This is a genomic window from Nocardia sp. NPDC057455 (assembly GCF_042802775.1).
Taxonomy (GTDB): domain Bacteria; phylum Actinomycetota; class Actinomycetes; order Mycobacteriales; family Mycobacteriaceae; genus Nocardia.
On sequence record NZ_JBHVDM010000024.1, the window covers coordinates 1 to 12,389 of the forward strand.

Consider the following 12,389-nt stretch of genomic DNA (forward strand, 5'->3'; position numbering starts at 1 on the left):
GCAGCAGGACCGGGCGTCGGCGAGGAAGCTACTTGGCGTCGGCTTTCTTACCGGCACGCTTGCCGTAGCGTGCCTCGAAGCGAGCCACGCGGCCACCGGTGTCGAGGATCTTCTGCTTGCCGGTGTAGAACGGGTGGCACTGCGAGCAGACCTCGACGGTGATGTGTCCCGACTCCTTGGTGCTGCGAGTCTGGAAGGTGTTGCCGCAACCACAGACGACCGTGGTGTCGACATACGTCGGGTGAATTCCTGCCTTCATGGGTGTCCTCTCGATCGTGGTCGCCGGGTCGCCCGCGCGCGATCGCGCGAAGCGTGAACCGGAACCGACTAGGCGGGAGCTCTGCTCACCTGAGCAGACGCAACGACGGCTCAGTATGCCAGAACTGCCGTTACGCTCCCAAAACACCCCCGGCGGGTGGTTTGTTCCCGACCGGGGTGCATCCCCCCGTCGTTCGCGCCCCCGGAAGTCCGGGCACGCGAATCCGCGTCACCTCCGGGACCCTGAAGTCGGGTAGTCCGCTACTCAGGAATGTGAACAAATTCGTTCATAGAGTTGCGTCCTGGTGCACATCGGCGTGCCGAGACAGGAAGGAGACCCCGTGAACATCCGGATCGCTTCCGCGATTTTCGTTCTACTGACTTTCGCGGTCGCCGTCGGTTTGTCCGCACTCCCCGCCGGCACGCCCTACTCGGCGCCGGAGAACTCCGTGTACGTCCACCCCTCGGAATCCGCCGCCCCCGGCCCCGACATCGGACCCTGTGCGCTGATCCTCGGTTTCCTGATCGGTGGCGCGGCCACCGTCGGCCTCGTCTTCTTCACGCCCCCGACGCCGAAGAGGTCCCACTTCAGCGGGACCCCTTCGGCCGTTGCCATCGCGACAACTGATTTCGCGAGCACATGGATGACTCGCCGGGCACGCCCAGAACCGGACGCGGCACCTAGCGCAGGCGCTGAACGCCTACCGCGCGGCACCCGAGCACTACGGCCCGCGTACCCGCAGAACTCACTCGTCGAGCGCGCCGGGCGCGGTCTTGCTCACCTGCATCAAGAACTCGAGGTTGTTCTTGGACTTCTTCAGGCGGTCGATCAGCAGATCGATCGCCTGGTGCGAGTCCAGGCCGGACAGTACGCGGCGCAGCTTGTGCAGCACCGCCGCCTCGTCGGGGTTGAGCAGTAGCTCGTCCTTGCGGGTACCGGACGGGTTGACGTCCACCGCGGGGAACACTCGCCGCTCCGCGATCTTGCGGTCCAGCTTGAGTTCGGCGTTACCGGTGCCCTTGAACTCCTCGAAGATCACCGTGTCACCGGTCGATCCGGTCTCCACCATGGCGGTGGCGATGATCGTCAGCGAGCCGCCGTTCTCGATGTTGCGCGCCGCGCCGAGGAACCGCTTGGGCGGGTACAGCGCGGTGGAATCCACACCACCGGAGAGGATTCGGCCCGAGGCGGGCGAGGAGTTGTTGTACGCGCGCCCGAGCCGGGTGATCGAGTCGAGCAGCACGACGACGTCCTTGCCCATCTCCACCAAGCGCTTGGCGCGCTCGATGGCGAGTTCGGCGACCGAGGTGTGGTCTGACGGCGGACGGTCGAAGGTCGAGGAGATGACCTCGCCCCGCACCGAACGCTGCATGTCGGTGACCTCTTCTGGACGCTCGTCGACCAGCACCACCATGAGGTAGACCTCGGGGTTGTTGATCGCGATCGCGTTCGCGATGTCCTGCAGGATCGTGGTCTTACCCGCCTTCGGCGGCGACACGATCAGGGCACGCTGCCCCTTGCCGATCGGCATGATCAGGTCGATCACGCGGGTGGTCAGCTTGTTCGGCTGGGTCTCCAGCCGTAGGCGCTGGTTCGGGTACAGCGGGGTGAGCTTGCCGAACTCGGGACGGCGCCTGGCCGCCTCGACGTCGCCGCCGTTGACCGTGTCCAGCCGCACCAGCGGATCGAACTTCTGGCGCTGGTTGGACTGTTCGCCGTCGCGCGGAGCGCGCACCGCGCCGGTGATCGCGTCACCACGGCGCAGGCCGTTCTTGCGAACCAGGTTCATCGACACGTAGACGTCGTTCGGCCCGGCGAGATAACCCGATGTGCGGACGAAGGCGTAGTTGTCCAGCACGTCGAGGATGCCCGCGACCGGCTGGAGGACGTCGTCCTCGCGGATCTCCAGCTCACGGGCCTCGCCGCCGCCGCCGGTCTCGCGGTCACGCCCACGACGACGCTCACGGAAGCGGCGTCCGCGCCGTCCGCGACCGCCTTCCTCGTCGTCACCGCCGCGGCCGCCCGCGCTGCCGTTCTGGTTCTGGCCGCGCTCGCCCTGGCCACGGTCGCTCTGACGCTCACCCTGGCCACGGTCCCGGTCACTCTGACGCTCGCCACGGTCGCTCTGACGCTCACCCTGGCCACGGTCGCTCTGACCACGCTCGCGGCGACGCTCGCCACCCTGCTCGGCGTCCTGCTTCGATTCGTCGGCACGCGTCTCGGCAGGCGCGGTCTCGGCCGCGGAACGCGCCTGGTCACGGCCGCGGCGCTGCCGGCCCCGGCCACGCTGGCCGCTCTCCCGGCCGGACTCCTCGGTGCTCTCGGTCGCCGGAGACGACGCCGACTCGGCCGCGTTCGTGGCGGCGGGCGCGGAATCGGCGGGGGCTGTCTTCGCCGGGGCGGGAGCCTCGGTGGGCGCGGACGAAGCCGCGGGCGTCACGTCGAGGGTCGCCTGCTCGGCCTTGGCCGGCGCCGCCGAAGCGGCGGTCTTGGCGGGGGCATCGGCTTTCGCGGGGGTGTCGGCCTTGGCGGTTACCGCGGACTTGGCCTCGCTCTTGGCGGGCTTCTCCGCCTTCGCTGCCGCCCTTCCGGCGGCCTGATTCTCCTTGATGGCGGCGATCAGATCGCCCTTGCGCATGCCGGAGGTGCCTCGGATACCGAGCTCCCCCGCAAGCGCGCGCAACTGCGGCAACAACATTCCAGTCAGCCCCGATCGTGCGACGTCGGTGTGTTCGCTCATCTTCGAAATCTGTCCGGATTCACTTTCGCGGTCGCCCGTCGGGTTCGATTCCACGCCGGGTGTCGCGAGCAGGTCCGTATCTGTCACGGAAATCCTTTCCTTCCCTCGATCGCCGTGTGCTGTTTCGAGGGTTCGTCCCGCAGCCCGGGCATTCTGCCGGACTGGGATGCGTCCGTCCGGGCGCTGTGTGCCGTATCACCTGCTCCGCCGGACCGGCGGCTTCTCCACCATTGGTGAAAGGTGGGGAGAGATCATTCCAGTTGCGCAGCTACGCAGCACCCCCATGGCCTGGAGGCTCGAGCCTGGAGCCTGCTGGAGCGATTGCCCTGATGAAGCACCGGCGTCTGATGCGCACGATGTACGGACTTGCCCAGGATAGCTGTCTATTGCGAATCTCGGCAAGACAGACTCGCCGTCAGTCGATCAGGACACCTTCGGCGATTCCCGGCTCCACCACGCGCAGGCCGTCGGCCGCCGCCAGTTCGCGCAGTTCCGCTGGAAATTCGCTGGTGCCCAGGGCCAGGATGGTCGGTCCCGCCCCCGAGACGGTGGCCGCGATCCCCGCCGTGCGCAAGCGGGTGATCCAGGCGGTGGTCAGCGGTAGCGCGGGAGCACGCTGGGCTTGGTGCAGACGGTCGGCGGTAGCCGGCATCAGCAGGTCGGGACGCTGGGTGAGCGCCACCACGGCCAGCGCGGCGCGGCTGACGTTGAAGGCGGCGTCACCGTGCGCCACGACGTCGGGCAGCAGACCGCGAGTGTGCGCGGTGGACGAGCGCTCCTCGGGGATCAGCACGACCGGACGCAGCGCGGGATGCGCCTCGAGCCGCACCGCGCGGTAGGCGCGAGCGTGGTATTCGGTGCCCGGAGCCTCGTCGGCGGGGCGCTCGCTCTCGGTCCACGAGACCACGATCCCGCCGAGCACACTGGCCGCCGCGTTGTCCGGATGACCCTCGAATTCCGCGGCCAGCTGAACCATTCGGTCGGCCGACGTGGCCAGCGCCGGGTCCAGCTTCGCGGCCAGGGCGCACCCGGCGGCGAGTCCGCCGACCACCGCCGAGGCGGAGGAGCCGAGCCCGCGCGAATGCGGAATCACGTTACGGCACACCACATCGAGGCCGTCGGCCCACACACCGGCCGACTCCAGGCCGCGCTCGATCGCGCGCACCACGAGATGCGAAGGGCCCCAAGGGACATCGTCGGCGCCCTCGCCCTCGACCCGGATGGTGAGCCCGGAATCGGTGGTACGCACTTGGATCTCGTCGTAGATCCCCAATGCCATACCGAGCGAGTCGAACCCGGGACCGAGGTTCGCGGTGGACGCGGGTACCCGCGCGGTCACGGTCAGACCGGCGGGCAGCGTCGAGCTCATGAGCTGGCTCTCGCGCGAATTCAACTCAGGCCAGCTCTAGTTCGGCGGCGACCGCGACCGGGTCGACCGCGACCGGCTGCACCTGCGGCAGGCCCAACAGCGCGGTGTCGGGATCCTTCAGGCCGTTGCCGGTCACGGTGCACACCACGGTGAGACCGGAATCCAGCCAGCCCTCCTTGCGGGCGGCGAGCACACCGGCCACGCTGGCGGCCGACGCGGGCTCGACGAACACGCCCTCGGTAGCCGCCACGAGGCGGTACGCGTCCAAGATCTCCTCGTCGGTGGCGGCACGGAACGCGCCACCGGACTGCTCCTTGGCCTCGACGGCGCCGTTCCAGGAGGCGGGCGCGCCGATCCGGATCGCGGTCGCGATCGTCTCGGGGTCCTTCACCGGGGCGCCGTTGACCAGCGGGGCAGCGCCCGCGGCCTGCACGCCGAGCATGCGCGGCAGCCCGCCGGTGACGCCGTCGGCGTAGTACTCCCGGTAGCCGCGCCAGTAGGCGGTGATGTTGCCCGCGTTACCGACGGGAAGGGCGTGCACGTCGGGCGCCTTGCCGAGTACGTCGCAGATCTCGAAGGCCGCGGTCTTCTGGCCCTCGATGCGCGCCGGGTTCACCGAGTTCACCAGGCCGATGCTGGGGAAATCGGCGGTGACCTTGCGGGCGAGTTCGAGGCAGTCGTCGAAGTTGCCCCGCACCTGGATGATCTTGGCGCCGAGCATGACGGCCTGGGCCAGCTTGCCCATCGCGATCTTGCCCTGCGGGATCAGCACCGCGCAGCTCATGCCGGCGCGGGTGGCGTACGCTGCGGCGGATGCCGAGGTGTTGCCCGTGGACGCGCACAGCACCGCTTGCTGGCCGCGGTACTTGGCGTCGGTCATCGCCATCGTCATGCCGCGGTCCTTGAACGAACCGGTCGGGTTCAGGCCCTCGACCTTGAGGTATACCTCGCACCCGGTCACCTCGGACAGGTGCGGCGCGGGCACCAGGGGCGTACCGCCCTCGTACAGCGTGACCGGCTCCCAGTCGGCCGCGCCCGCGAGCCGGTCGCGGTAGGCCGCGATCAGGCCCGGCCAGCGGGAGTGCACTCCCGCCTGTGGCGCGACGCCGGTCGTATGCCCGCCCGTCTCCCGGCCGCCGCCCCTCATGGAGTCGCTGCGCGACGCTGTGGTCATTCTTCGGTGCCTTCCAATCTCAGAACGCTGGTCACGGATGTGACGGATGTCATTTCCGCCAGGGCGGCCACGGTGTCCGCGAGCGCCGACTCCACTGCGTGGTGGGTCACCACGACGAGGCGCGCACCCGAGCCGTGCCCTTCTTGACGGACGGTCGAGATGCTCACCCCGTGCTGGGCGAATTCGCCCGCCACCGCGGCCAGGACCCCAGGGCGGTCCTCGACCTGCAGGTTCACGTGATAGCGGGTGGGCGTATCGCCGATCGGCGCGATCGGTAGCTCAGCATAAACCGATTCGCCGGGAGCGCGACCCCCGTAGAACTTGTTCCGTGCCGCCATCACCAGATCGCCGAGGACGGCGGAGGCGGTCGGGGCGCCGCCGGCGCCCTGCCCGTAGAACATCAGCCGCCCGGCGTTCTCCGCCTCGACGACGACCGCGTTGAAGGCTCCGGTCACCGCGGCAAGCGGGTGCTTGCGCGGGATGAGCGCGGGGTAGACGCGCACCGAGACGCGCTCTTTGCCGCCCTCCTCCGGTCCCGGTTCGTCGGGGCCCGCGTCCACCCGCTCGCAGATGGCCAGCAGTTTGACCGTGCAGTCGAGCGCCGAGGCGGTCTCCAGATCCTCGGCGGAGATCCGCGAGATCCCCTCGCGATACACGTCGGCGGCGGTGACCCGGGTGTGGAAGGCCAGCGAGGCGAGGATCGCGGCCTTGGCCGCGGCGTCATAGCCCTCCACGTCGGCGGTCGGGTCGGCTTCCGCGTAGCCCAGCCGGGTGGCCTCGGCCAGCGTCTCGGAGTAGTCGGCGCCGGTCTCGTCCATCGCGGAGAGGATGAAGTTCGTGGTGCCGTTGACGATGCCGACGACCCGGTTCACCCGGTCGCCCGCCAGCGACTGGATCAGCGGCCGCACCACGGGGATGGCACCCGCGACGGCGGCCTCGAAGTACAGGTCGGCGCGGCTACGCTCGGCAGCGGCGGCGAGCTCGCCGGTGTAGTCGGCCAGCAGCGCCTTGTTCGCGGTCACCACGGATTTGCCCGCGTTCAGCGCGGCCAGAATCAACCGGCGCGGCGGATCGATGCCGCCGATCACCTCCACCACCAGGTCGACGTCGTCGCGGGCGACCAGTGCGTCGGCGTCGGTGGTCAACAGGCCCGCGGGAAGACCGCGGTCGGTGTCGAGGTTGCGTACCGCCACACCGCGTAGCACCACGGGGGCGCCGACGCGGGAACGCAAATCCTCGGCGTGCTCGCGCAGGATGCGCACGACCTCGGTGCCGACATTGCCCATGCCCAGGACCGCGACGCCGATCGGGCGATCGGTCCCCCACGCACCCTTGTTCGCGTTCGCCGTCACGCTTCCACCTCCAAGCTGAGCAGGTCCGCCACCGTCTCCCGGCGCAGGATCAGGCGCGGCTGTCCGTCCCGCACCGCGACGACCGCGGGACGGGTCAACTGGTTGTACCGGCTGGACATCGAGTAGCAGTACGCGCCGGTGGCGGCGACGGCGACCAGGTCGCCCGGGCCGACATCGGCGGGCATCCAGGTGTCCCGGATGACGATATCGCCGCTCTCACAATGCTTTCCGACAACGCGCGCGACCACCGGGCCGGCCTGTGACGACCGCGAGACCAGGCGGCAGTCGTAGTCGGCCTGGTACAGCGCGGGCCGGATGTTGTCGCTCATGCCGCCGTCGACGCTCACATAGCGGCGGCGCAGACCACCGTCCAGCGAGACGTCCTTGATGGTGCCCACCTCGTAGAGCGTCACCGTGCCGGGCCCCGCGATGGCGCGGCCGGGCTCCACCGCGATCACCGGCGTGGGCAGGCCCGCGCGTTCGGCTTCCGCGGCGACCAGTTCGCGCAGGTTCGCGGCGAACCGGTCCAGTGGCGGCGGGTCGTCCGACGGCAGATACGAGATTCCCAGACCGCCACCGAGATCCAGCGTCGCGATCTGCGCGGTGCGCTCGACACCGAATTTGTCGATGGCCTCGCGGAGCAGGCCGAGCATGCGCCGCGCGGCGATCTCGAAGCCGTCGATTTCGAAGATCTGCGAGCCGATGTGGCTGTGCAGGCCGACCAGGCGCAGGTTGTCGGCGTCGAAGACGCGCGCGAGCGCCTCCATCGCGTCGCCGCCCGCGATCGAGAAGCCGAACTTCTGATCCTCGTGCGCGGTCGAGATGTATTCGTGGGTATGGGCTTCCACCCCGACGGTCACCCGGACCAGCACGTCCTGCACCACGCCCGCGCGGACCGCGACGGCTTCCAGGCGCTCGATCTCGATGAGCGAGTCGACCACGACGTGACCGACGCCCGCGGATACCGCGGCTTCCAGCTCCGCCACGGATTTGTTGTTGCCGTGCAACGCGATTCGCTCGGCGGGGAAGCCCGCGTGCAACGCGATGGCGAGTTCACCGCCGGAGCAGACGTCCAGCGCGAGGCCCTCGTCCCGGATCCAGCGGGCGACCTCGCCACACAGGAACGCTTTGGACGCGTAGTGGACTCGGGCGTTCGCCCCGAAGGCGTGGACCATGTCGCGGCAGCGGGAACGGAAGTCGTCCTCGTCGACCACGAACAGCGGGGTGCCGAACCGCTCGGCCAGCTCGTACACCGGCACGCCCGCCAGATGGACGATGCCGGCCTCGTCGCGGGTGGCGTTGCGGGGCCACACGTTGGCGGGCAGGTCGATCATCTGCGTCGGATCACTCGGACGCTCCGGCAGGTTCGGCGCGTGCGGAATCTCGGCATGCCGGGGACCGGCGGGATGCGCGCTCATAATTCCGCCTCGCTGCACTCGCTCACTGAGCCTTCCTTCCTCGCTGTGGTCGACCGGCCGGTCACATGCGCTCCGGTGCGCCGACGCCGAGCAGGCCCAAGCCGTTGGCGAGGACCTGGCGGGTCGCGTTGACCAGAGCGAGCCGGGCCGCGTTCGTCGGGGAGACGGGGTCGTCGCCCAGCGGCAGGACGCGCAGGTTCTTGTTGGTCTGGAAACGGTGGTACGCGCCGGCCAGCTCCTCCAGGTAGCGGGCCACCCGGTGCGGTTCGCGCAGGCTCGCCGCACCGGCCACCACGCGCGGGTACTCGCCGAGGGTGCGGATCAGCTCGCCTTCCTCCTCCGCCGACAGCGACGCGAGGTCGGGGGTAACGGAGTCGTAGTCGAACGCGGCGGCGTTGCGGGCTATGGACGCGGTCCGCGCGTGCGCGTATTGCACGTAATAGACCGGATTCTCATTGCTCTGGCTGGCCCATAGGTTCAGGTCGATGTCGATGCTCGAGTTCACCGAGGAGCGCACCAGCGAGTACCGCGCCGCGTCCACGCCGATCGCCTCGACCAAGTCGTCGAGCGTCACCACGGTGCCCGCCCGCTTGCTCATCTTCACCGCGACACCGTCGCGCAGCAGGTTCACCATCTGCCCGATCAGCACCTCGACGGTCGCCGGATCGTCGCCGAACGCGGCCGCGGCGGCCTTCAACCTGCCGATGTAACCGTGGTGGTCGGCGCCGAGCATGTAGATGCACAGGTCGAAGCCACGCGACCGCTTGTCCTGGAAGTAGGCGATGTCGCCCGCGATGTAGGCGGCTTTGCCGTCGCTCTTGAGGACCACCCGGTCCTGGTCGTCACCGTATTCCGAGCTGGCGATCCACCAGGCGCCGTCCTTCTCGTACAGGTCGCCGGAGTTCTTCAACCGCTCCACGGCCTGCTCGACCGCGCCGGAGGCGAACAGCGAGCTCTCGTTGAAGTAGACGTCGAAGTCGGTGCCGAACTCGTGCAGTGACTGGCGGATGTGCGCGAACATCAGCTCGACGCCCTCGGCCCGGAACACCTCGAGGCGCTCGGCCTCCGGCTTGCTCAGCACGTCCGGGTGGGCGGCCAGGATCTTGTCGGCGATATCGCCGATGTAGGCGCCCGCGTACCCGTTCTCCGGGGTCGGCGCGCCGGTGGCGGCCGCGACCAGCGAGGCGGCGAACCGATCGATCTGCGCGCCGTTGTCGTTGAAGTAGTACTCGCGCACCACGTCGGCGCCTTGCGCGGCCAGGATGCGGCCCAGCGCGTCGCCGACCGAAGCCCACCGGGTTCCACCCAGATGCACGGGACCGGTCGGGTTGGCCGAGACGAACTCGAGGTTGATCCGGGTCCCCGTCAGCGTCTCGGCGGTGCCGTACGCGGCGCCCGCGGCGAGTATCCGCTCGATGATCGCGCCCTGCGCGGAGGCCGCGAGGCGGATGTTCAGGAACCCGGGCCCGGCGACCTCGGCGGCGGCGACGCCGTCGGCGGCGGCCAGTGCGTCGGCCAGCCAGGTGGCCAGGTCACGGGGCTTGGTTCCGGCGCGCTTGGCCACCTGCATCGCGACATTCGTGGCATAGTCGCCGTGTTCGGGGTTGCGGGGGCGTTCCACGGTGACCTCGTCGGGCAGGACCGCAGGGTCCAGTCCACGTTCGACAAGCACCTTCGCCGCTGTCGAGCGAAGGAGATCTGCAAGGTCAGCTGGAGTCACGAGTCTCTATCCTATGGTCTTGGCGGGTGTACACCTCGGGGTGGGCACTGCGCAGCCAGCGGATCCATCAACGTCGAAAGAGCACACTGAGCGATGCCTAGCAGTCCCAGCGCCAAATCGGCCAAGGCCGCCAAGGCCGCGGCGAAGTTGTCCGATCCCCGCAAGCGGGGCAAAGGAGGACAGCTTCCGAAGAAGAACCGGCAGATCCCCTGGCCGGCCATCGGCGCGGCCGTAGTAATCATCGCATTGATCGGCGCGCTGGCTTACAACCTGGTCCCCAAGTACCGGGAAAAGGCCGACCTGGACAAGTACACGCCGAGCGCGCAGAAGAAGGACCCGTCCGACGGGATCGCGGGTGTGGTGAAGAAGGAGTACCCCGCGGGTCTGCACATCGGCTCCGGCCAGCGCGTGGCCTACGACCAGGCGCCGCCGTTCGGCGGCCCGCACGACCAGTCCTGGGCGACCTGCACCGGCGTGGTCTACAGCAAGCCGATCCGGGTGGAGAACGCGGTGCACTCCCTCGAGCACGGCGCGGTGTGGATCGCCTACAACCCGGACAAGGTGAACGCCGACGGCATCGCGACGTTGAAAGCGAAGGTCGAGGGCAAGCCGTACACGATGATGTCGCCCTATCCCGGCCTCGATTCCGCCGTCTCGCTGCAATCCTGGGGTCATCAGTTGAAGCTGGACAGCCCGGAGGACAAGCGCGTCGGCCAGTTCATCACCGCGCTGCGGCTGAACAACTACACCTACCCCGAAGTGGGCGCGGACTGCTCGACCATCGTCTTCGACACCGACAACCCGCCGCCGTTCGACCCGACGCCGCCCGGCCCCGATGCGGTGCCGATGGATGGCAAGGGCTTGCAGCCGGACCAGTCCGAGCTCGGTGGCGCACCCGGCGGCCTGCCTGGTGTGCCCGGCGTTCCCGGTCTTCCCGGCCTGCCCGGCATGCCCGGCGCTCCGGTGCCCGCGCAGCCCGCCCAGCCCGCACCCCGCGCGGGGCAGTAGTGGCCGGCGATCGGGAAGAGGCCGACTCCGGGGCGCGCGGAGTATCCGGGTCCGGCGGTGCCCGAGCCGACGGATCCGACGATTCCGGGAGTCGCGAGGTCGCCGGATCCAGCGGTCGCAAAGCCACGCGGCCCGGCACTCGCAAAGCACGCGGGCCCGGCAACCCCGAAGGCACCGGGCCCGATGAGCGGGCAGCATCCAGCGAGCCCGGCACTCGCGAAGCCACCGAATCCAGCGGTCGCGAAGCCACACCGCCCAGCAGTCGCAAAGCACGCGGGTCCGGCAACCCCGAAGGCACCGAATTCGACGATCGCGCAATACCCGCCGGGTCCGGCGTCGGCGATGGCGCCGGATCTGGCGGTCGTGCAGCTGCTGTGTCGGGCGGTGGCGAAACCACGGGGTCCGACGATCGCCCGGCACCCGACGGGTCCGGCACCGCTGACGTCATCGGGTCGGGCGGTCGCGAAGCATCCGGGTCCGGCAATCGAGAACCGGCCGCAACCGACCGGGAAGCGCACATCTCGGCCGACAGTCGGGAGACACCCGGAACCGACAGGCGCGAAGCACCTGCCGGAACCGGCGATCACCAGGCACCGGCCGGGACCGGCATCGGTAAACAATTCCGCCGCCAGCGCACCGCGCTGCTGACCCTCGGCATCATCGGGGCCATCCTCATCGGGTTCGCGATCGGCGTGCTGGCCCGGATTCCGCTGGACAGGTCCCCGGAGCCGGATCCGGGCCCGGTCGACATCGGTTTCGGCCAGGACATGTCGGCGCATCATGCCCAAGCGGTCGAAATGGCGGGCGTGGTGCTGGTTCGTTCCACCGACACCGAGGTACGCCGTCTGGCCTACGACATCCTCACCACCCAGCAGAACCAGATCGGGCGCATGCAGGGCTGGTTGCAATTGTGGGGCGAGCCCGCGCAGGGCGTGGACGGGTTCATGGGCTGGATGGCCGAGCCGATGGGCGGCCACGACCATTCCGGGGCCGACATGCCGCACCATTCCGGCCCGGTGTCCGCCATGCCCGGTATGGCCACGCCCGCGGAACTCGCCGCGCTGCGCCAGGCCACCACCCCCACCCTGGACACCAAATTCCTGCAACTCATGCTGCGCCACCACCAAGGCGGGCTGTCGATGATCGACTACGCCGCCCAGCACGCCGCCACCACAGCGGTGCGCGCCCTCGCCGAAACCATGGCCACAACCCAGCGCGGCGAATCCGACCTGATGACCACCATGCTCACCGCCCGAGGCGCCGCCCCGCTCCCCTGACTCGAAACCCCGCCGCCGTCCGCGCTTTTTGTTGGACGGCCCCCGATACGATAGGCTGACCCAGCCCGATCG

10 protein-coding genes are annotated in these 12,389 nt (G+C 69.4%); 2 read left to right on the forward strand and 8 right to left on the reverse strand.

Annotated elements, in window-relative coordinates:
• Window positions 1-28: 28 nt before the first annotated feature.
• The 8 genes from rpmE to argS all read right to left on the reverse strand — a co-directional run bounded on the left by rpmE (window position 29) and on the right by argS (window position 10,032).
• Window positions 29-259, reverse strand: a complete 231-nt coding sequence (rpmE, locus tag ACFU5M_RS12490) for a 50S ribosomal protein L31 (protein WP_039796334.1) — start codon at window positions 257-259, stop codon at window positions 29-31.
• A 426-nt stretch (window positions 260-685) separates the two neighbouring features.
• Complete coding sequence (locus ACFU5M_RS12495) at window positions 686-874, reverse strand: hypothetical protein (RefSeq protein WP_379048229.1); 189 nt, start codon at window positions 872-874, stop codon at window positions 686-688.
• Window positions 875-1,004: 130 nt separating this feature from the next.
• Window positions 1,005-3,086, reverse strand: a complete 2,082-nt coding sequence (gene rho, locus ACFU5M_RS12500) for a transcription termination factor Rho (protein WP_379048231.1) — start codon at window positions 3,084-3,086, stop codon at window positions 1,005-1,007.
• Between the two features lie 328 nt (window positions 3,087-3,414).
• Window positions 3,415-4,368: a homoserine kinase gene (thrB, locus tag ACFU5M_RS12505; protein WP_379048233.1), complete on the reverse strand. Its 954-nt coding sequence runs from the start codon at window positions 4,366-4,368 to the stop codon at window positions 3,415-3,417.
• Window positions 4,369-4,393: 25 nt separating this feature from the next.
• Window positions 4,394-5,515: a threonine synthase gene (gene thrC, locus ACFU5M_RS12510; RefSeq protein ID WP_379048388.1), complete on the reverse strand. Its 1,122-nt coding sequence runs from the start codon at window positions 5,513-5,515 to the stop codon at window positions 4,394-4,396.
• Window positions 5,516-5,538: 23 nt separating this feature from the next.
• Window positions 5,539-6,894 (reverse strand): homoserine dehydrogenase, encoded by a 1,356-nt coding sequence (locus ACFU5M_RS12515; protein ID WP_379048235.1) that lies wholly within the window; start codon window positions 6,892-6,894, stop codon window positions 5,539-5,541.
• Window positions 6,891-8,312 carry a diaminopimelate decarboxylase gene (lysA, locus tag ACFU5M_RS12520; RefSeq protein ID WP_379048237.1) on the reverse strand — a complete coding sequence of 474 codons (1,422 nt, stop codon included), beginning with the start codon at window positions 8,310-8,312 and terminating at the stop codon, window positions 6,891-6,893. Before lysA ends, ACFU5M_RS12515 begins: the two co-directional genes overlap by 4 nt.
• A 61-nt stretch (window positions 8,313-8,373) precedes the next feature.
• Window positions 8,374-10,032 (reverse strand): arginine--tRNA ligase, encoded by a 1,659-nt coding sequence (gene argS, locus ACFU5M_RS12525; RefSeq protein ID WP_379048239.1) that lies wholly within the window; start codon window positions 10,030-10,032, stop codon window positions 8,374-8,376.
• A 93-nt stretch (window positions 10,033-10,125) separates the two neighbouring features.
• Here argS and ACFU5M_RS12530 point away from each other — a divergent pair, with 93 nt between their 5' ends.
• Together ACFU5M_RS12530 and ACFU5M_RS12535 are read left to right on the forward strand one after the other, a co-directional pair.
• Window positions 10,126-11,040: a DUF3105 domain-containing protein gene (locus ACFU5M_RS12530; protein WP_379048241.1), complete on the forward strand. Its 915-nt coding sequence runs from the start codon at window positions 10,126-10,128 to the stop codon at window positions 11,038-11,040.
• Between the two features lie 608 nt (window positions 11,041-11,648).
• Window positions 11,649-12,317 carry a DUF305 domain-containing protein gene (locus ACFU5M_RS12535; protein ID WP_379048390.1) on the forward strand — a complete coding sequence of 223 codons (669 nt, stop codon included), beginning with the start codon at window positions 11,649-11,651 and terminating at the stop codon, window positions 12,315-12,317.
• Window positions 12,318-12,389 lie beyond the last annotated feature (72 nt).

What these genes read in the sequence shown, in the direction of transcription:
- ACFU5M_RS12495 (WP_379048229.1), bottom strand. Translation starts at nt 874, where the DNA reads ATGGCAACGGCCGAAGGGGTCCCGCTGAAGTGGGACCTCTTCGGCGTC.
- lysA (WP_379048237.1), bottom strand. Translation starts at nt 8,312, where the DNA reads ATGAGCGCGCATCCCGCCGGTCCCCGGCATGCCGAGATTCCGCACGCG.
- ACFU5M_RS12530 (WP_379048241.1), top strand. Translation starts at nt 10,126, where the DNA reads ATGCCTAGCAGTCCCAGCGCCAAATCGGCCAAGGCCGCCAAGGCCGCG.
- rpmE (WP_039796334.1), bottom strand. Translation starts at nt 259, where the DNA reads ATGAAGGCAGGAATTCACCCGACGTATGTCGACACCACGGTCGTCTGT.
- thrC (WP_379048388.1), bottom strand. Translation starts at nt 5,515, where the DNA reads ATGAGGGGCGGCGGCCGGGAGACGGGCGGGCATACGACCGGCGTCGCG.
- thrB (WP_379048233.1), bottom strand. Translation starts at nt 4,368, where the DNA reads ATGAGCTCGACGCTGCCCGCCGGTCTGACCGTGACCGCGCGGGTACCC.